Origin of the sequence: Microbacterium sp. STN6, assembly GCF_026410545.1 — a bacterium.
GTDB lineage: Bacteria > Actinomycetota > Actinomycetes > Actinomycetales > Microbacteriaceae > Root112D2.
Genome location: NZ_JAPMIT010000002.1, coordinates 144453 through 163475, shown reverse-complemented (window position 1 = coordinate 163475; position 19023 = coordinate 144453). Strand labels below are relative to the sequence as shown.

Sequence of the window (19023 nt, the reverse complement as noted above, 5' to 3'; positions counted from 1 at the left end):
GTACTGCAGTGCGTGCGGCGTCCGTTACCGGGCGGTGCCGAACGACACCAGCGCCTGGCGCACCATGTTGAGCGTCTCTTCGCTGGTCGCGGCGTGCACGCTCAGTCTGATGCCGCCGCCGCGGGTCGTGACCGTCACGCCGTGGTTGAAGAACGAGGCGGTGAGAACGGTGAGCTCGTCGGCCGCGGGCTGCAGCACGACAATGCCGGCGCGTTCGGCCTGGACGCGCGACGAGGCGACCGGAACGGCGAACTCATCAGCGAGCGCGATGACCTTCTCGACTCCCTCGCTCACAGCCGAGCGGATGGCGCCAACGCCGAGGGCCGAGACCTCCTCGAGCGCGGCGGCGAGCCGTGCCTCCGCCACGAAGTCGGGGTTGCTCACGCTGAAGGCCCGCGAGCCGTCCGCCGGCTCCCCCACCGTGCCCCACGGATCGACCTCGGCGGCCCCCGCGTGGCCGCTCATCACGGGTGTGAGCCGCTCGAGGGCGCTGTCGCTGAGCGCCAGGAACCCCGTGCCCCACCCGGCGCGCAGCCACTTCTGACCGCCCGAGACGACGACGTCTGCGACCTCGTATGGCGCATCCGCCACCCCCATGCCCTGGATCGCGTCGACGATCAGCAGCCGGTCGCCGATCACCTGCCTGATGCCCTCGAGGTCGGCGAGATAGCCGGTGCGGTAGTCGACGAGGCTCACGGCGACCGCCGCCGTCGTGGCCGTGATCTGCTCGCGGATCTGCCCGGGCGTGACGCGGCCGTGGTCGGTCTCGAGCCAGACGGGTGTCGCGGCGTGCAGCGCCTGCTCCGCACGCACTGCGGCGAACGTGAGGCTCGGAAACTCGTCGCGCGAGAGCAGCACGCCGCCTGTGAGGGCGAACATGACCTGCATGAGGCCCGTGCTCGTGTTCGGCTGGAACACCACCTGCTCGGCCGGGAACCCGGTGACCTCGGCGACCGCCTCACGCAGACGGGCATCCTCGTCAAGCAGCGGCTCGAGGCTGCCGAAGCGGGCCCGGCTGAGGATGCCGGCACTGCCTGTCAGCTCAGCGAGCGCGGCGGCCGAGAGCGGCCCGACACGGGCGTAGTCGAGGTAGCCGGGCTCTTCGAGGAAGCCTGCGGTGAAGTCGTCGATCGTCGTCACGGGGTGATCCTTCGCGGTGGTCTCAGCCGCCGAAGCGGCGCTGCCGTCTGGTGTAGTCGCGCATAGCGCGCAGGAAGTCGACCTCGCGCAGGTCGGGCCCAAGCGCCTCGACGAAGTAGAACTCGCTGTGCGCGCTCTGCCAAAGCATGAAATCGCTCAACCGCTGCTCCCCCGAGGTGCGGATCACGAGATCCGGGTCGGCCTGGCCGCGCGTGTAGAGGTGCTTGCCGATGAGGTCGGGCGTCAGCAGGTCGGCCAGCGTGTCGAGGCTGCCCCCGCGTGCGCGGTGGGCCGCGACGATGCTGCGCATCGCATCCGTGATCTCTTTTCTGCCACCGTAGCCGACCGCAAGGTTCACGTGCAGGCCGTTCTTCGTCGCGGTGCGCGCCTCCGCCGCCGCCAGTGCGGCGATGAGCGGCTCGGGCAGTCCGGCCGTCGAGCCTACGTGCTGCACACGCCAGTCCCGGTACCGTGACAGGTCGTCGGCGAGCTCGGCGATGATCTCGATGAGGTCGGCGAGCTCGTCGCTCTCGCGGTTCACGAGGTTGTCTGAGGAGAGCAGGTAGAGCGTGACAACCGCGATGCCCAGGTCGTCGCACCACTCGAGGAACTCGCGCATCTTCGCGGCGCCCGCCCGGTGCCCGTGGGCGGCGCTGCCGAGGCCGGCCTGGCGCGCCCAACGCCGGTTGCCGTCGATGATCATGGCCACGTGAGCGGGCAGCGCATCCGGTGTCAGACCGCGGCGCAGGCGCTTCTGATACAGGCCGTAGAGCAGTCCTCGCCCCAGCGATGTACGGCTCGTGTTCACAGTGGTTACGTTAGCGCGCCCACCGTCGGCGCGTCGCGCGGGCGCCGATGACGTTCCCAGTGCGCTGGCATCGCGCCTCGCCTATCCTGAGTCAATGAGCGCCAGACGCAACCCGGGTTCCGGCACGACACCGACACCAGACCCCGGGCGCGTCGAACCCGAGCTCGTGCACCTTCCGCTGATTGAGGCGACGGATGCGCCCGCACCCGAGGTGCGGCCGACGTGGCGCGGCTGGATCCACGCCGGCACCTTCCCCGTGGCCATCGCCGCCGGCATCGTGCTCGTCGCCCTCGCGCACGGCGCGCCGGCGAAGTGGGCGGCGGCCGTCTTCACGCTGACCTCCATGCTGCTGTTCGGCAACTCGGCGCTCTACCACCGCTTCGACTGGAAGCCGCGCACCAAGGTCATTCTCAAGCGCATCGACCACGCGAACATCCTGCTGCTCATCGCCGGCACGTACACGCCGCTTGCGGTGCTCGCCCTGCCCGGCGAGAAGGGTTTCCTGCTGCTCGCCATCGTGTGGGCGGGCGCACTCGCCGGCATCGCCTTCCGCGTCTTCTGGATCACGGCGCCACGCTGGCTCTACCTCGTCATCTACCTGGCGCTCGGATGGGCGGCCGTCATGTACATGGGTGACCTGCTCGCCGCGAGCGTCGCGATGATGGTGCTCGTCGTCGTCGGCGGACTGCTGTACACGGTCGGCGCCGTCATCTACGGAGTCAAGAAGCCCAACCCTCTGCCCGGCGTCTTCGGGTTCCACGAGATCTTCCACGCGCTCACCGTGCTGGCGTTCCTGTGCCACTGGGCGGCGGCGCTCATCATCTCGCTGCACCCCGCCTACCACGCGTGATGGCTAAAGCACCACGGCGCGGATCTCCTGCTTTCGGCGCCGTCAGCGCCCGGGGCCCTGTGAGCCTGGCTCGTCGCCGGTTTGCTCGGCGTCGAGCTTCTGACGAATCTCGTCGCGGTAGCGCACACGACGGATGCGCCGCACCATGTCGAACACCAGCAGAACCACGACCACGGCGATCACGAAGATCGCGACGAACCCCCAGACGCCCGGCGTGACCGCGTCGGGGTCGTACTTGGGCGGCTCCGTCGCGATCCTGGGCAGCACGGCGGTAGCGAGAGCGGCGATCATGCGTCGGCCTCGATCCCTGCGAACAGGTCGGTCTCTGGCATTCTCGTCTCCACCTTCGAATCGATGAGCTGGTAGTCCTCATACGGCCAGGCCTCGCGCTGCACGCGATTGGGCCAGAAGAAGAACGGGCTGTCAGGCGCCACCTGGCTGGCGTGCGAGCGCAGCGCGGCATCGCGTGCGTCGAGGTGGTCGCCGACGGGCACCTGAGAGGTGCCGAGGAACGGCCGCTCTGCCATCCAGCCCTTCATCTCCTCGAGGCGGGAGAGCAGCGACGACTCGGGCTCCGCCCGCTTGAGCGCCTCATAGACGCTGAGCATGCGCTTCGGGTTGAGGATCTGGTCGTAATAGAGCTTCGACACCTGCCACGCGGGCCCCTGCTCCGGATATCGCTCGGGGTCCGCGGCGGCACGATAGGCCTCGACGCCCACGACGTGCGAGCGGATATGGTCCGGGTGCGGGTAGCCGCCATTCTCGTCATACGTCACCATCACGTGCGGCCGGAACGAGCGCACGAGCCGCACGAGCGGCTCCGCCGAGATCTCCACGGGAATCGCGGCGAACGAGCCGGCGGGAACCGTGCCGTCGTCGCGCGGCATCCCTGAATCCATGTAGCCGAGCCAGCGCTGCTCGATTCCCATGACCGCCTGCGCTGCCGCCATCTCGCGCCGCCGCAGCCCGGGCAGGTCGCGTTCGGCCATCGCCCGCTCGGCGAGGCCCTCGTTCAGCACGTCGCCGCGCTCACCGCCCGTGCACGTGACGACCATGACCTCGGCGCCACGGCTGCGGTAGTAGGCATACGTCGCCGCGCCCTTGCTCGATTCGTCATCGGGATGCGCGTGCACCGCCATCAGTCGCTGCGTCACCGGCCGACCACCATCTCCCTCACCAGCACCACGGAGCGCCACACCGCGGAGCGCGTCGAAGCACACAGGAACTGCTCGTATCCTTGGTAGTGCAAGCCTAATCGAACGAGAGCAACGCATTCATCACGTGCTCGCGAGACGGAGTCTGACTGTGCTGGTGGCCCTGTGGTCGTGACCGATGAACTCTCGGCCCGCTACGGCCGCACCCGCGGAAAGGCGAGGCGCGACCGCTGGTGGATGGTGGGCGTGGCGATCGCCTTCGTCGCCGTCTTCGCCGCCTGGGTCATCTGGGTGGGGCTCGGCAGCCCGGCCAGCACCATCGAGACGCAGGACATCGGCCACACGATCGATGGCGAGCACGCTGTCACTGTGCGATTCACCGTGAACGTCGATGCCGGCACGGCCGTGAACTGCGCCGTCGAGGCCATGAACGAACAGTTCGCGGTGGTGGGCTGGAAGATCGTGTCGTACCCCGCGGCATCCGGTCACCTGACGAACCACACCGAGGTCGTGCGTACCACGCAGCAGGCGACCACGGGATTGATTAACCGGTGCTGGCTGGCTTAAGCTTGTCCGATACGCCCTGACGGACACGTCGGGGCGTCTACTTTATTGCCACTTTCGTCGCGCGCCAGCACCCGAGGCGCTAAGGAGTTCAGCATGTCCCAGGAGACCCAGGTCAGCTTCCTGACCCGTGATGCATTCGACCGTCTGACCGCGGAGCTGGAGCAGTTGAGCACGACCGGCCGAGACGAGATCGCCAAGAAGATCGAGGCCGCCCGGGAAGAGGGCGACCTGAAGGAGAACGGCGGCTACCACGCCGCCAAAGACGAGCAGGGCAAGATCGAGGCCCGCATCACCCAGCTCACCCAGCTTCTGCGTCACGCGACCGTGAGCGAGGCTCCGGTCAGCCACGGCGTCGTCGAGCCCGGAACGCTCATCACCGCAACCATCGCCGGGGACGAGACGGTTTTCCTCATCGGCAGCCGCGAGATCGCCGGCGACTCCGACGTGTCGGTCTACAGCGAGCAGAGCCCGCTCGGCGAGGCCATTCTCGGCCTCAAGATCGGTGAGTCGACCACGTACAAGGCCCCGAACGGCAAGGAGATCGCCGTCACCGTCGAGAAGGTGGAAACCTACTCGTAGTCGCGGAAGGCCGCGGGGCGGCTACTCGAGGTCGAGCACCGGGTCGTAGCCCGCGGCGCGCAGCGTCTCGACGACTTCGCGGCTGTGCTCGGCGCCCCGTGTCTCGATGCTGAGTTCCAGCTCCACCTGGCTGAGCTGGAAGCCACGGCCGAAGCGCGTGTGCAGCACGCCGACCACGTTGGCGTTGGCGTCGGCGACGAGGCGCGAGGTGCGGGCCAGTTCACCCGGGCGATCGGGCAGGATGATGCGCAGCTTGAGGTAGCGCTCGGACGCCACCAGGCCGTGGCCGATGACGCGCTGCATGAGCAGGGGGTCGATATTGCCGCCGGAGAGAATGGCGACGGTCGGGCCGCTCGCCGTGACCTTGCCTGCGAGGATGGCGGCAACCGAGACCGCGCCGGCGGGCTCGACGACCAGTTTCGCGCGCTCCAGAAGCACGAGCAGACCGCGCGCGATATCGTCTTCGGTCACGGTGACGATCTCGTCGACCGTGTCCTTGATGATGTCGAAGGTGAGCGACCCGGGCTTTCCCACCGCGATGCCGTCGGCGATGGTGGGCCCGACCTCGATCTCGACCGGACCACCCTGCTGCATCGACGGCACGAACGCTGCCGCGTTCTCGGCCTGCACTCCGATGACGCGCACCGTGCGGCCCTCACGAGCGGCGCGCTGCCGCACGGCGCTCGCAACGCCCGCGATGAGTCCGCCGCCGCCGATCGGCACGATCACGGTCTCGAGATCGGGCACCTGGTCGAGAATCTCGAGACCGAGCGTGCCCTGGCCCGTGATGATGTCGTGGTGGTCGAACGGCGGAATCAGCACCGCGCCGGTCTCTTCGGCGAACGCCGCGGCCGCGCGCAGTGGCTCCTCAACCGTGCTGCCGCCAAGAATTACGTCTGCGCCGTAGTTTCGCGTCGCCTGCAGCTTGGGCAGCGCAACGCCGAGCGGGGTGAAAATAGTGGCCTTGATGCCGAGCTCGCGCGCCGCGAATGCCACGCCCTGGGCGTGGTTGCCCGCAGAGGCGGCCACGACGCCGCGCTCCCTCTCTTCCTGGGAGAGCTGCGCCATGCGGTTGTACGCTCCGCGGATCTTGTACGAGCCTGTGCGCTGCAAGTTCTCGCACTTCAGCAGCACCGGCGCTCCGAGCACCTCGGCGAGGTAGCGCGACGTCTCCATGGGCGTGACATCGGCCACGCGAGAGACGATGATGCGCGCCGACTCGATCTCCTCAAGGCTCGGCATGAGCGCTCGGGCAGTCGTCGGTTCGCTGAAAGTGGCCATCTGCTCAGTTTAAGCGCTGCTATATGCCCGGATGCGCATGGCTGCGCGCATCCGCTGCTCGTCAGGCGCGAGGCGGCCTGCGCAGGCCACGCGGAACGGCCGGCACGGTCTGCCAGAGAAGCGGCGTACCGGACTGGCGCACCCCGTGCGGCGAGCTTCGCCACGAGCCGCCGGAGATGTAGCGCACCATGACGTTGCCGACGGCGGCGAGAGGCACCGCGAAGAGCGCGCCGGGAATTCCGGCGAGCAGGGTGCCGGCGGCCACGACGAGCACGACGGCGAGTGGGTGCACCTTCACGGCCGACCCCATGATGAGCGGCTGAAGCACGTGCCCCTCGAGTTCTTGAACGAACAGCACCACGCCGAGCATGATGAGCGCGATCAGCCAGCCGTTGTACACGAGCGCGACGACGATGGCCACGGCCCCGGTGATGACCGCCCCGACGACCGGCACGAATGAGCCGAGGAACACGAGCACCGCGATGGGCACCGCCAGTGGCACGCCGAACACGAACGCGCCAAGCCCGATGCCGACGGCATCGATGGACGCCACGAGGATCTGCACCCGCACGAAGCTGCCGAGCGTGTTCCAGCCGGCACCGCCGGCGCCATCAAGGGCCGGCTGCGCGCGCTTGGGGAAGATGCGCACGATCCAGCGCCAGATTCCCTTTCCGTCGTACAGGATGAACAGGGTCGAGAACATGGCGAGCAGAACGCCCGTGAGCAGGTGCCCGACGGTGGATCCCACCGACAGCGCGCCGCTGATGAGCACCTGGGAATCCTGCTGGATCATGTGGCCGATCTGGCCGACGTAGTCGTCGATCTGAGACGACGAGAGCTGCAGGGGGCCGGTCTTCAGCCACGACACGACGTCGTCGAACACGTCGACGCTCCGGCTCTTGAGGTCGGGAAGGCCGAGACGTACCTGCCAGACGACCAGGTACACCAGGCCGCCGATGATGATGACAAGGGCGGCGAATGCGACGGCGACCGCGAGGCCGCGCGGCCACCGGCGACGGTGGAGGTAATCGACGAACGGCGACATGAGTGCCGAGAGCAGTACGGCAACGAGCACCGGGATCACGATGAGCCGCAGCTGGATGATGAGGAAGCAGATGACGGCGATCACGGCGCCGATGACGAGAAGGCGCCACGACCAGGCGCCGGCGATTCGCACGCCGGACGGCAGCGAATGCTCGGTCTGGGCGGCGCGAGCGAGTCGTGGCCCTCGCACCCCGTTCACGCGCCGACGTCGTGCGCGGGTCGTCGTGTCGTGCGTTGTCGTGTCGTCGGCACCGGGCATGCTCGCAAGTCTATGTCGGCGGGTCGGGCTAGGGTCGTGTCGATGATCGAGACGATGTCCGCGGCGCAGGCCCGGCGGGTTGCACTGGGTGCGCAGGGGTTCGGCAGGCCGCATCCGCTGGCCGTCGGCACCCGGCAGCTGAACACTCTCATCGACCGCGTTGGGCTGCTGCAGATCGACTCCGTCAATGTGTTCGAGCGCAGCCACTACCTGCCGGTCTTCGCGCGGCTCGGCGCGTACGACAAGACGCTGCTCGACCGGCTCACGTTCACGCGCAAGGGGCGCCTGATCGAGTACTGGGCGCACGAGGCGGCCTTCATTCCCGTCGCCGACTGGGCGCTGATGCGCTGGCGCATGGCCGCGTACCGGCGGGCGGCGCTGGCCGACGAGAACTCGTGGGCGTCGGCGAACGGCGCAATGCTCGACTGGCTGCGTGCCGAGCTCGCCGCCAAGGGGCCGCTGACGGCGGGTGATGTCGAGCACGACGCGAACCGGCGCACCGGCCCGTGGTGGGGCTGGTCAGACGTGAAGGTCGGGCTCGAGGTGCTCTTTCGCTGGGGTGAGGTCGTGTCGGCGGGGCGCGAACGGTTCCAGCGCACGTACGCGCTCGCGGAGAGCATCCTGCCCCGCCACGTGCTCGAACTCGAGATCGGCGAGCACGATGCTGTGCGCGAGCTGCTGCTGCGCTCCGCTCGCGCACACGGGGTCGGAACCCTCGGCGACCTCGCCGACTATTACCGCATCAAGCGGCAGCCCGCTCGTGCGGCCATCCAACGCCTCGAAGAGGAGGGCGAGCTCGTGCCGGTCACGGTGCGGGGCTGGGAACGCGGTGACAGGGCCGAGCGCGCGTGGCTGCACGCCGAGGCGCGTATCCCCCGGCGCATCGATGCGGCGGCGCTGCTCTCGCCCTTCGACCCGGTCGTCTGGCAGCGTGAGAGGGCGCTGCGCACCTTCGGCTTCCATTACCGCATCGAGATCTACACGCCGCGGCCGAAGCGCGTGTTCGGCTACTACGTGCTCCCCGTGCTGCTCGACGACCGCATCGTGGGGCGCGTCGATCTGAAGAGCGATCGGCAGTCCGGCGTGCTGCGAGTGCAGGCGGCATGGTCAGAAGCGGATGCGCCGGCCGACACGGCCGCCCGTCTTGCCGCCCTGCTGCTCGAGACCGCCCACTGGCAGGGGCTGGAGGCAGTGACCGTCGCTGAACGGGGCACTCTCGCTGCGGCGCTGCGCGCGGAAGTCGAGGCGGCGGTCGCCGGTGGCCTTTAGCCCCTGGCCCACGACTGCAGCCGCCGCGCAAGTGCGCGGCGAGCCCGCACAGAGAACGGTTCAGTGGCTGGCTTGGTCGGCACACCCTCGGAGTCGTAGCCGAAGCGCACGTAATCGTCGCGATAGAAGGACATGACGCGCCGGCGAAGCTCGGGCGAGATCTGCACGGCTGAACTGGCGAGCCCGTGCGCCTTCGCCGTGCGCACGCGCGGAATGTCGTCGACCAGGCCGAGCTCGAATGAGGAGTCGAGATCGGCGATCGCCTCGGGCAGCCCGTTTTCGAAGTAGTAGACCCGTGCGCCCGGCACGAAGAAGTCTGCCTGCGGACGAATGTGGTTGTCGTAGAGGAAGTTGTCCCTGCGGTAGGCAGCGAACGCGTCGACACTCCACCGCTCGACGTCGGAGGCAGCGCCGGTTACCTCTTTGTTTCTGTTTCGCCATACGTACTCGGACCGAAGCCGGGCCAGGGGGTCACGCACGATCATGAAGATGGCGTCGAAGCGGCTGAGGCGGAAGTTCTGCTGCAGCATGGCCCCATGCATGTGCTGCGGCGTGCACCGCCGCAGGTGGTTGACCGTGCCCCGCCCGACCTTGCCGTCGAGGTACAACGACTCGTATCCGCTGTTCTTGAAGACGCGCTCGACGGCGGAGCCACCCGTCTTCGGGATGTGGATAAAGAGGATGTTCTTTCCGTCTTTACGGAAGATGGGCACGTCGAAGGCCTCTCGAGTCGCGGTCTGGGAGCCACCTCTAGAACACCACACTAAGCTTTGCGGTTGCTATGTGACAGGGCGCGCGACTGGCTTGGCCTAGAAGCTGCCGCCGATCTTCTGCAACCGCTCGATGCGCTCGGGGATGGGCGGGTGCGTGCTGAACAGGCGGCTGACGATTCCCGGCTTCAGCGGGTCGGCGATCCACAGGTGCGACATCGACGAGTTCTGCTTCTTCATGGGGCGGCCGTACTCGGCGAGCTTGTTCAGGGCGCTGGCAAGCGCATCCGGATGCCGTGTCGTGAACGCTCCCGTCGCATCCGCCAGGTATTCGCGCTGCCGCGAGACCGCGAGCTGAACGAGCGAGGCCACCAGAGGAGCGACGATCATGGCAGCGAGTCCGATGATCAGAATGATCGGATTGCCCCCGCCACCGCCCCCGCGGTTGTTGTCTCGGCCACCGCCGAACCCGCCGAAGAACGCCATGCGCAGAAAGATGTCTGCGATGAAGCCGATGGCCACGACAAGGCCGAAGACGATCATCGAGACGCGGATGTCGTAGTTGCGCACATGGCCGAGCTCGTGCGCCATGACGCCCTCGAGCTCGGAGTCGTCCATGATGTCGAGCAGGCCGGTCGTCGCCGCCACGATGGCGTGCTGGGGATCGCGACCCGTTGCAAAGGCGTTGGGCGCCGGGTCGTTGACGATGTACACCTTGGGCATGGGCGTGCCCGTGGCGATCGACAGGTTCTCGACGACGCGCCAGAGCCGGGGGTTGTCGGACTTCTGGATCTCGACCGCGCCCGACATCGCGACCGCCTGACCGCTGGCGGAAAAGTACTGGATCCACGCATAGAAGGCCGCGATCACGAGCACCACGATGAGAATGGTGTAGCCACCGTTGCCGTACACGTAGTTCGCCAGATACGCGAGACCGCCGATGATGGCGAAGAAGATCAGGATGATGAAGACGGTGTTGCGCTTATTACGCGCAATGGCCCTGTACATCGAGACCCGTTGCTAGAACTGCACGCGCGGGGGCTCGGCGACCGCCGCCAGGTCGGCGACCTCGAAGAAGTCGCGCTCGGTGAAGCCGAGGCCCTTGGCGAAGATGTTGTTCGGGAACACCTTGATCTTCGTGTTGAGCTCGCGCACGCCACCGTTGTAGAAGCGGCGCGCGGCCTGGATCTTGTCTTCGGTGTCGACCAGCTCAGACTGCAGGCCGAGGAAGTTCTGGCTCGCCTGAAGCTGCGGGTACGCCTCGGCAACGGCGAAGATGCTCTTCAGGGCAGCCTGCATGTGGTTCTCTGCCACGGATGCCTCGGCCGGCCCCTGCGCCGAAAGCGTCTCTGCCCGAGCCTTCGTGACCGACTCGAACACGCCCTTCTCGTGGGCCGCATAGCCCTTGACGGTCTCGATGAGGTTGGGGATGAGGTCGGCCCGCCGCTTGAGCTGCACCGTGATATCACTCCACGCCTCGTCGACACGAACGCCCAGCGTGACGAGCGAGTTGTAGGTCGCCCAGAGGTAGATGCCGATGATCAGAAGGATCACGACGATGACGATGACCGGGACGAGCCATTCCATTTCAGAACTCCTCAGCAGGGGGGTGCAAGCGTGGTGCCTGACAATACTAACGGCGGCCCCTGACACTCCCATGTGCTTCCCATGACCTTCAAAGCAAGTGAAGAGCCCCCAGTAGTGGCGGCACTCGTGCCCTGCTTCGAGCGCGCCGCGAGCGTCGATGCGGCCGCCATGCAGAATAATTCATCGCATGCAGACGAGCGACGCCGCGATCGTGACCGACCGGCTGCGCGTGCGGCGCGGCAGACGCGACGTGATCCGCGGCGTCAGCCTGTCGATACCGCGGGGTCAGGTCGTCGGCCTTCTCGGGCCGAGCGGCTGCGGCAAGACGACCCTCATGCGGTCCGTGGTCGGCACACAGCGGATCGCGAGCGGCACCGTGACCGTGCTCGGGCGCCCGGCCGGCAGCACGGCACTTCGCCGACGCGTCGGCTATGTGAGCCAGGCGCCGAGCGTGTACGACGACCTGACGGTGCGCGGCAATCTCGCCTACTTCCGCAGGGTGCTCGCGGCACCGGCAGCCGACGTCGATCGGGTGATCGAGGCGACCGACCTTGGCGAGCACGCCAGGGACCTCGTCGCCCACCTGTCGGGCGGCCAGCGCAGTCGCGTCTCCCTTGCTGCGGCCCTCCTCGGCTCGCCGGAGTTGCTCGTTCTCGATGAGCCGACCGTGGGGCTCGATCCGCTGCTGCGCGTCGAGCTCTGGGATATGTTCTCCTCACTCGCGGCGGCCGGCACGAGCCTTCTCGTCTCGAGCCATGTCATGGACGAGGCCTCACGGTGCGAACGCCTGCTCCTCATGCGCGACGGCGACGTGCTCGCCGATGCGACACCGGCGGATCTCTACGCGCAGACCGGCACGGACAACGCGGAGGACGCCTTTCTCGCTCTGATCAGGCACTCGCCGCGCCACTCGGCAAGCGGCAACGGCGCGACGAGCGAGAACGGGGAACGCCGATGAATCCGCGGCGCACGCTCGCCACGGCCGGCCGCGTGCTCGCGCAGGTTCGGCACGACCCGCGCACGGTGGGCCTGCTCGTCATCGTGCCGAGCCTGCTCATCGGGCTGGTCGCGTGGATCTTCGACGACACCGAGGTCTTCTCGCAGATCGGGCCGGCCATGCTCGCGCTGTTTCCGTTCATCGTCATGTTCCTCGTGGCAAGCATCACGACGCTGCGCGAGCGGCGCACGGGAACGCTCGAGCGTCTGCTGAGCATGCCGCTCGGCAAAGGGGACTTCATCCTGGGCTACACGCTCGCGTTCGGGCTGCTCGCGATCGTGCAGTCCGCCCTGGCCGTCGGGTTCGCAACCTGGGTGTGCGGCCTCACGATCGACGGCTCCCTCTGGCTACTGCTCGCGGTTGCGCTCGTCGACGCGGTGCTCGGCACCACGCTCGGCCTGCTCGCGAGCGCGTTCGCGAACACCGAGTTCCAGGTGGTGCAGTTCATGCCGGCGCTGGTGTTCCCCCAGATTCTGCTCGGCGGCATCTTTCTGCCGCGCGACCAGCTGCCGCAGGTGCTGCGCGTGATCAGCGACTGGCTTCCGCTCTCGCACGCGATCGACGCGCTGAATGCCGTCGCACGCGACACCCACGATGCGCCGTGGGTGGGCGGCCAGCTGCTCATCATCGCAGGGTTCGCGGTGGGCTCGATCGTCGTCGGCTCGGTCACGCTGCGCCGCCGCACGCCGTGAGGTGCGAAAGCACAACCGCCGCCACCCGTGGTCGGCCGGGCGGCGGCGGAGTTCGTGTGCCCCGGGTCTTTCGTTCAGCCCCGGGTGCCGATCGGGCCCCGGCGCAGTTCAGCCCCGGGTGCCGATCAGGAGGGGCAGCCCCAGTACCCCTGGATGAGCACAAGCGTGGCGCCGGGGCACGGTCCGCATGAATCGTTCGCGGGCGGTGTCGCCGACACGCCCGGCGCGAGATAAGGAGCCGCTGCGCGCGCTGCGCTGCGTGTGACAACGGATGTGCGATGTGACGAGACGGTCGCCGACGAGTGCACCACCTGGTATTCCCTGGCAGCCTGCGCGGCGGCCGCCGCAGCCGCTGCTGCGGCCTGTCGCGCCGCCTCGGCGTGCTCCCACGCCGAGACGGAGTCGCTGACGGCCTTCTCTGATTCGCGAAGCGACATGACCGAGCCGAGCACGCTGTATGCGGAGCCGTTGTCAATCTGGGCCGTGACGTCTGCTATCGACTGGGTGAGCGCCGCGCGACCCTCCTCGGATGCCTTGCCCGCGCTCGACGCAAGAAGCGCCTGCGCCCGGGCCACCTCATCGCGGGCCGTCGCGAGAGCGCTGGTCAGCGCATCGTCGGCGACGCTCGAGCGCAGGGACGCGCTCGCCACGGTGTCGGCCGAGACGGCCGCGCTCAGCGCGGCCACGGAATCCGCGCGCTGCGCAGCAACGGCGCTCGTGGGCATCGCACCCACCGTGCCGGTGACGACGAGTGCGGCAACCGCAGCCCCCGTTGCCAGTCGCAGCCCGAATCCGCCCATCCCGGCGAGGCCGCTGCGGCCGTTCTTTCTTCGTGCAAGCCTTGTCGACCTCATGGCGGTCGACGTCTCTGACGCGCTGTCGTTCATTGTGCGAGCCCTCCCATATCTGAGCAATGCTCAGAATTCTCAGCAACTTCACAGCTTTTGTGGAACGTCAGCCATGTTCCCAGCGCAGGAGAGAGCCGTCAATGCCCCAGTTCGGTTTTGCGTGGCACGTTTTCGGGGGACAAGCCGGAGTGTCGCGACGCGATTTCTCGCGGCATCCGTGTAAAAGAAGTCGCTCAGCGACCCACCTTCGGGGTACGCACCGGATTCCGCGGCGGCGCCCAAATCACGACGAGCGCCGTGGCGATCGGGCCGATCAACAGCCCGAGCACAAACCACACCCAGCGGCGGCGCCCCTTCGTCTCGGCCAGACCCGCGGTCACAATCGCGAGAACAAGCCACCAACCGCTGCCGCCGTAGATGACGCTCGTCGTTTCATTCACCATCGCAGCGTACCGGGGCGCTGCGCACGGCAATGCCCTCGCTCGGGGCAAAACGCGGGTGTTCCCGCGTGACACCCGCGCGATGCCCCGAGCCAGGGGCAAGCGGTTGCTCTCGAGTCGAGGGGTATGGCCCGCTCTCGAGCCGAGGGGTAGGCCCGATCGCGGAACACGCGAGGTAGGGCTCAGCCCCCGAGCACGCGGGCGAGGTAGGCGTTGCCGAAGCGCCGCTCGGGATCGAGCCGGTCGCGCACCGCGACGAAGTCGTCGAACCGGGGGTATGCCTGCCGCAACGACTCGGCATCGCGAAAGTGCATCTTGCCCCAGTGCGGCCGGCCGTCGTGCGCCATCATGATCTGCTCGACGGCTCGGAAGTACGGCTCCGGGTTCTCCCGGTAGTAGCGGTGCACCGCGATGTAGCCGCTCTCGCGCCCATACGCGGTCGAGAGCCAGTTGTCGTCGGCCGCCGCCGAGCGCACCTCGATGGGGAACGAGATGCGCCACCGCTGCCGCTCGATGAGCGCACGCACCTCGCGCAGCGCCTCGGGCACGGCCTCTCGCGGCAGCGCGTACTCCATCTCGCGAAAGCGCACGGTGCGATTGGTGACGAAGACGCGGGGCGAGGCATCCGTGAATTCGCGGTTGCCCGTGAGTCGCTGGGCGAGACGGTTGAACGGCGGCACGATGGCCGGCGCAGCAACACCGAGACCGCACACCGCGCGATAGACGCCGTTCGCCATGAGCTCGTCGTCGACCCAGCGGCCGAGCGCGCCGAGCGGATGCCGTTCGGCGTCACCGGGGAGCCTCGTGTTCGTCTTGGTCAGGGCCACCTCCGTGTGCGGGAACCAGTAGAACTCGAAGTGGTCGGCCGCCCGAGACCGCTCGCCGTATGTCTCGAGAACGGATGCGAGCGGCTCCGGCCGCTCGACCGCATGCAGCACGAACGCCCGAACGCACTGCAGCGTCACCTCCACGAGGATGCCGAGCGCGCCGAGCCCGAGACGCACGGCCGGCAGCAACTCGGTGTTCTCGTGGTCGTCCACGCGCATCCGCTCGCCGTCGGCCGTGATGAGGGTGACGCCGATGATCTGCGTCGCAAGGCCGCCGAACGAGCCGCCGGTACCGTGCGTTCCCGTGGAGGTGGCGCCCGCGATGGTCTGCCGGTCGATGTCTCCCATGTTCTCGAGGGCGAGGCCGTGCGGCCCGAGAAGCGCGGGCAGCTGATTGAGCCGCGTGCCGGCCAGCAGCGTGACCCGCCGGGTCGCCGCGTCGACCGAGACGATGCCGCTGAGGTCGGTGAGATCGAGCTGCACCCCGGGCGCGACGGCGATGCCGGTAAAGCTGTGGCCCGCTCCCACAGCCTTGATGGCGACGCCCTGACGCGCCGCCGCCTGCACCGCGCGCTGAACGGCCTCGACGGTGCCAGGCCGCTCGACGCGCATCGGCCGCACCCGCTCGTTGCGCGCCCAGTTGCGCCAGACGGCGCCAGTCGCGGTCACAAGCACGCCTCCGTCTTGACGGCCGGCCCCGCCTCGACGCCTGGCCCTGCAGCGCTCACAGGAACACCACGCCCTCACCGCGGTACGTCGGCAGCGAATCCACCACTGCGTCACCGTCGACGAGGTGGAACTCATTGGCGTGTTCGCTCACCTCGCCCGACTTGGTGTGCCGCAGCCACACGCGGTCGCCGACCGTCATGTCGACGGCGGCGGCTCCTCGCAGCGGCGTCTGCACCTCCCCCGCCATCTCGCGCGGCGCGAAGGCGAGGTTCTGCGGCCAGACGACGCGGGGCAGACGGTCGGCGGCGGGCGGGCCGGATGCGATCCAGCCGCCGCCCAGAAGCGTCACGCGGTCGGGCGTCGGCTTGCGCACCACCGACAACGCGAACGCGAGCGCGGGAGCGGGCACGAACGCGCGGTATGTATCGAAGAGGTGGCCGCCGAACAGGCCGCTGCCGGCCGCGATCTCGGTGACCGAGGGGTCACTCGCCGTGAACTCGAGCGAGCCGGTGCCGCCACCGTTGACGAACTCGAGATCGGCGACCTCGCGCACAGCCGCCACCGCGGCCCCGCGCCGCTGGAGAAGCTCGGCCTTCGACCGCGACTGGATCAGCCGCAGCGTCGCGCCCCAGGCCGGGCGCCCGGCCGGGTTGTCGCCCTGGCCGGCGATCTGCGCCTCGTAGCCCATGAGCCCAACGAGGCGGAAGCCGCGCCGAGCGACGATCTGCGTCGCGAGGCTGCGCGCATCCGCTGGCGTGAAGACGGGTGAACGCCACACGCCGACGTGACCGAGCGCGGGCGCGGTGTAGGCGCAGTCGAGCTCGATGCAGACCCGCAGTCGCTCGCGCTTGGCGGGCGGCACGAGGCTGTCGATGAAGTCGAGGTGCTCGACCGAGTCGACCATGAGCGTCACGCGCGAGGCTAGCTCGGGCGAGGCCGCGAGGCGACGGATGCCTGTGGCGTCGGCCGTCGGATACCCCACCACGACGTCGGTGATCGCGTCGTGGCCGCCCTCTGCGCTCGCCAGCCAGAGCGCCTCCGGCAGCGTGTACGCGAGTACGCCGTGGTAGCCCGGCAGGCGCAGCACCGCGTCGAGCACGCTGCGTACCCGCACCGACTTCGATGCCACGCGGATGGGCTTGCCTGCCGCTCGCCGCAGCATGTCGTGGGCGTTGTGGCGCAGGGCGTCGGCGTGCAGAGCGGCGACGGGGGCGTCCAGGTGGGCGGTGGCCCGTGTGAGGGCGGGCCAGTACGACTCGGGCTGCAGCCAGGAGCGGCCTGCGGCATCCGGTGCTGTGCTGAGGTCGAGGGTGGTCATCGCACTCCTTTCACGCGGGCGACGGCGAGCGCGCCCGCGAACGCGAACACCGCAGCCATGACGAAGAGACCGGTGAAACCGGCGACGGCGACGACGACGAAGGCACCGAGAAGGGGCGCGATGGCCTGCGGAACCGCCGTCGCGATGTTCATGATGCCGAGGTCCTTGCCGCGGGTGGTCGGGTCGGGCAGCACCTGCGTGGCGAGCGCCTGGTCGACCGAGAGAAAGCAGCCATAGCCGAGGCCGAGGATCGCGGCCGCGACCATGGCCACGCCGAACGCCGGCACGAACGCGAGCAGCAGTGCCGCGACCCCCTGCAGCGCCGACGCGACGAAGACGAACGCCTTGCGGCGGCCGAGCCGATCAGACCAGCGGCCCGTGCCGAGGGCGGCGAGCACCACGAACACCATATAAATGAGCGTGAGAACGAGCAGCCCGTCCTGCGCGTCGTCGAGCTTCAGGCCGAACTCGAGGAAGTAGAGCAGCAGCGTCGTGCCGAACGCGTTGCCGAAGTTGACGAGGATGCGCCCCAGCAGCGTCCAGCCGAAGTCCGGGTAGGCGCGCGGGCTGATCCAGAACCCCTCGACGATGCGCCGCAGCGTCATGCGCTCACGCAACTCTGGCGCGAGCACGGCGTCGGGCAGCAGCAGGAACGGCACGACGAGCACCATGAGCAGCACCGCGAGGATGAGGTTGGCGAGCAGCTGGCCGATGACGCTCTGCAGCATCTGGTCGGTGAAGAGCAGCGTGATGAGCAGAATGCCGAGAATGGTGCCGATGGCCTGCGGCGCCGAGAGCCAGCCCGAGACGTAGCCTCGCTGGCCCACGGGCACCTGGTCGCTGATCGTCGCCGTGAGCGCAGCCGTGAGCATGCAGAAGCCGATGAGCACGATCGACCAGACGATGCCGATTCCCACCAGCGTCGTCTGCGCCCCGAGCACCACGAGGCCGATGCCGAAGATGACCGCACCGGCGGCGATCCACGGCCGACGTCGGCCGAAGCGACTCGTCGTGCGGTCGGAGAGCGCACCCGTCAGCGGGTATGCCACGATCGCGCAGAGCCCGGCGATGCCCGAGATGATGCCGAAGGCCACGACGTTCTCGAGCCAGTTCTCGGTGTCGAGCCGCGCCTGGATCTGCAGCGGCAGCAGCAGCTGGATCGGCGTGAGCTGCGCCATCCACACGCCCAGCCAGGCCAGGGCGAAGAAGGCGATCCAGCGCCCCGGCACGGCGCGGGTCGGTTCGGCGAAGACGGCGGCGCGTTCGGTCGTGGTCATGATTCCTCCGCATATGCCGCGAGTGCGTCCGCCGCGAAGTCCATGACGGATGCTGCTACCGCATCGTCGCGCCCCACGAGCCAGCCGAGCGTCAGCCCGTCGGTGAGGGTGACGAGGAGACGTGCCAGCTCGTCGACGGGGCGGCGCCACCGGCATCCGCTCTTCTCTTCGGCCACACGCAGGGCCGAGGCCGCCAGCTCGTAGTAGCGCTCGTACTGCCGGCGGGCGAGGGGTGCCATGGTGCCAGACCGCAGGGCGTAGTGGGTGAGTTCGAGCATGGCCTTCTCGCGGTCGGGGTCGTCGCGCACGGCGTCGAAGTAGCGCTGGAGGCCGCCGCGGAGGGCGTCGCGCACGCTGATTCCCTCGTCGCCGGGGGCGAGGGCCGGGGCGATGGAGAGCGCCTCCTCGTCGACGACGTGGGAGACAAGCGCGGCCATGAGCTCGTCGCGGGAGCCGAACACGTAGTGGAAGCTGGCGAGCGGCATGCCCGCCTCTGCGACGATGGCGCGTGTGGTTGCTGCGGTCACGCCGTGGGCCGCGACCACGCGCAGGGCCGCGCGCACGAGGGCGTCGCGTCGTTCACCGACGGGGATCCGCGTCACGGCGCTGCCTCCAAAACGTCTCCTGCTCTTCGTCGCGCAAGATGTGGGTCAATCGACCCAGTTGTCAGTATGCCGTAAGTCCGGGCGGTCGTGTTGACATCTCTT

At 68.6% G+C, this 19023-nt stretch carries 21 protein-coding genes; 6 read left to right on the top strand and 15 right to left on the bottom strand.

The genetic code is table 11. The features are described from left to right. Positions 1-24: 24 nt before the first annotated feature. Together OSC27_RS06185 and OSC27_RS06180 are read right to left on the bottom strand one after the other, a co-directional pair. Positions 25-1140 carry an aminotransferase class V-fold PLP-dependent enzyme gene (locus OSC27_RS06185; protein WP_267180582.1) on the bottom strand — a complete coding sequence of 372 codons (1116 nt, stop codon included), beginning with the start codon at positions 1138-1140 and terminating at the stop codon, positions 25-27. Positions 1141-1162: 22 nt separating this feature from the next. Next, positions 1163-1948: an isoprenyl transferase gene (locus OSC27_RS06180; RefSeq protein ID WP_267180581.1), complete on the bottom strand. Its 786-nt coding sequence runs from the start codon at positions 1946-1948 to the stop codon at positions 1163-1165. Between the two features lie 94 nt (positions 1949-2042). Between OSC27_RS06180 and trhA the strand changes: the two genes are divergently transcribed. After that, positions 2043-2798 (top strand): PAQR family membrane homeostasis protein TrhA, encoded by a 756-nt coding sequence (trhA, locus tag OSC27_RS06175; RefSeq protein ID WP_267180580.1) that lies wholly within the window; start codon positions 2043-2045, stop codon positions 2796-2798. 42 nt (positions 2799-2840) lie between these two features. Here trhA and OSC27_RS06170 read toward each other — a convergent pair whose 3' ends face one another. Beyond that, positions 2841-3089, bottom strand: a complete 249-nt coding sequence (locus tag OSC27_RS06170) for a hypothetical protein (protein WP_267180579.1) — start codon at positions 3087-3089, stop codon at positions 2841-2843. Beyond that, the gene (gene mca / locus OSC27_RS06165; protein WP_267181146.1) at positions 3086-3937 is read right to left on the bottom strand and encodes a mycothiol conjugate amidase Mca; all 852 of its coding nucleotides are present in this window, start codon (positions 3935-3937) and stop codon (positions 3086-3088) included. Before mca ends, OSC27_RS06170 begins: the two co-directional genes overlap by 4 nt. A gap of 186 nt (positions 3938-4123) precedes the next feature. On the opposite strand from mca, the gene OSC27_RS06160 reads away from it, so the two are divergent. Together OSC27_RS06160 and greA are read left to right on the top strand one after the other, a co-directional pair. Further along, positions 4124-4519: a DUF4307 domain-containing protein gene (locus tag OSC27_RS06160; RefSeq protein WP_267180578.1), complete on the top strand. Its 396-nt coding sequence runs from the start codon at positions 4124-4126 to the stop codon at positions 4517-4519. Between the two features lie 93 nt (positions 4520-4612). Beyond that, on the top strand, positions 4613-5098 hold the full coding sequence (greA, locus tag OSC27_RS06155; protein ID WP_267180577.1) for a transcription elongation factor GreA: 486 nt from the start codon (positions 4613-4615) through the stop codon (positions 5096-5098). Positions 5099-5119: 21 nt separating this feature from the next. Here greA and ilvA read toward each other — a convergent pair whose 3' ends face one another. Next, positions 5120-6379, bottom strand: coding sequence for a threonine ammonia-lyase (gene ilvA, locus OSC27_RS06150; protein ID WP_267180576.1), 1260 nt, complete (start codon positions 6377-6379; stop codon positions 5120-5122). 61 nt (positions 6380-6440) lie between these two features. Continuing rightward, positions 6441-7682: an AI-2E family transporter gene (locus OSC27_RS06145; protein WP_267180575.1), complete on the bottom strand. Its 1242-nt coding sequence runs from the start codon at positions 7680-7682 to the stop codon at positions 6441-6443. Between the two features lie 42 nt (positions 7683-7724). Between OSC27_RS06145 and OSC27_RS06140 the strand changes: the two genes are divergently transcribed. Further along, entirely contained in the window at positions 7725-8951 is a 1227-nt protein-coding gene (locus tag OSC27_RS06140; RefSeq protein ID WP_267180574.1) for a winged helix-turn-helix domain-containing protein, read from the top strand. Here OSC27_RS06140 and OSC27_RS06135 read toward each other — a convergent pair. The 3 genes from OSC27_RS06135 to OSC27_RS06125 all read right to left on the bottom strand — a co-directional run bounded on the left by OSC27_RS06135 (position 8948) and on the right by OSC27_RS06125 (position 11248). Beyond that, on the bottom strand, positions 8948-9664 hold the full coding sequence (locus OSC27_RS06135) for a sulfotransferase family 2 domain-containing protein (RefSeq protein WP_267180573.1): 717 nt from the start codon (positions 9662-9664) through the stop codon (positions 8948-8950). The genes OSC27_RS06140 and OSC27_RS06135 overlap by 4 nt on opposite strands. Positions 9665-9760: 96 nt before the next feature. Further along, complete coding sequence (locus tag OSC27_RS06130) at positions 9761-10669, bottom strand: M48 family metalloprotease (RefSeq protein ID WP_267180572.1); 909 nt, start codon at positions 10667-10669, stop codon at positions 9761-9763. Between the two features lie 12 nt (positions 10670-10681). Further along, a complete protein-coding gene (locus OSC27_RS06125; protein ID WP_267180571.1) occupies positions 10682-11248 on the bottom strand; it encodes a LemA family protein in 567 nt (188 codons plus the stop codon). 187 nt (positions 11249-11435) lie between these two features. Here OSC27_RS06125 and OSC27_RS06120 point away from each other — a divergent pair, with 187 nt between their 5' ends. Together OSC27_RS06120 and OSC27_RS06115 are read left to right on the top strand one after the other, a co-directional pair. Further along, positions 11436-12206: an ABC transporter ATP-binding protein gene (locus OSC27_RS06120; RefSeq protein ID WP_267180570.1), complete on the top strand. Its 771-nt coding sequence runs from the start codon at positions 11436-11438 to the stop codon at positions 12204-12206. Continuing rightward, a complete protein-coding gene (locus OSC27_RS06115; protein ID WP_267180569.1) occupies positions 12203-12937 on the top strand; it encodes an ABC transporter permease in 735 nt (244 codons plus the stop codon). The genes OSC27_RS06120 and OSC27_RS06115 overlap by 4 nt, the downstream gene beginning before the upstream one ends. Positions 12938-13062: 125 nt before the next feature. Here OSC27_RS06115 and OSC27_RS06110 read toward each other — a convergent pair whose 3' ends face one another. From OSC27_RS06110 to OSC27_RS06085, 6 genes are all read right to left on the bottom strand, one after another. Next, the gene (locus OSC27_RS06110; protein ID WP_267180568.1) at positions 13063-13824 is read right to left on the bottom strand and encodes a hypothetical protein; all 762 of its coding nucleotides are present in this window, start codon (positions 13822-13824) and stop codon (positions 13063-13065) included. A 194-nt stretch (positions 13825-14018) separates the two neighbouring features. Then, entirely contained in the window at positions 14019-14225 is a 207-nt protein-coding gene (locus OSC27_RS06105) for a hypothetical protein (RefSeq protein WP_267180567.1), read from the bottom strand. 182 nt (positions 14226-14407) lie between these two features. Beyond that, complete coding sequence (locus OSC27_RS06100; RefSeq protein ID WP_267180566.1) at positions 14408-15721, bottom strand: D-arabinono-1,4-lactone oxidase; 1314 nt, start codon at positions 15719-15721, stop codon at positions 14408-14410. Positions 15722-15776: 55 nt separating this feature from the next. Beyond that, positions 15777-17039 (bottom strand): alanine racemase, encoded by a 1263-nt coding sequence (locus tag OSC27_RS06095; RefSeq protein ID WP_267180565.1) that lies wholly within the window; start codon positions 17037-17039, stop codon positions 15777-15779. Continuing rightward, positions 17036-18316, bottom strand: a complete 1281-nt coding sequence (locus OSC27_RS06090) for an MFS transporter (RefSeq protein ID WP_267180564.1) — start codon at positions 18314-18316, stop codon at positions 17036-17038. The genes OSC27_RS06095 and OSC27_RS06090 overlap by 4 nt, the downstream gene beginning before the upstream one ends. Continuing rightward, a complete protein-coding gene (locus tag OSC27_RS06085; protein WP_267180563.1) occupies positions 18313-18918 on the bottom strand; it encodes a TetR/AcrR family transcriptional regulator in 606 nt (201 codons plus the stop codon). Before OSC27_RS06085 ends, OSC27_RS06090 begins: the two co-directional genes overlap by 4 nt. Positions 18919-19023 lie beyond the last annotated feature (105 nt).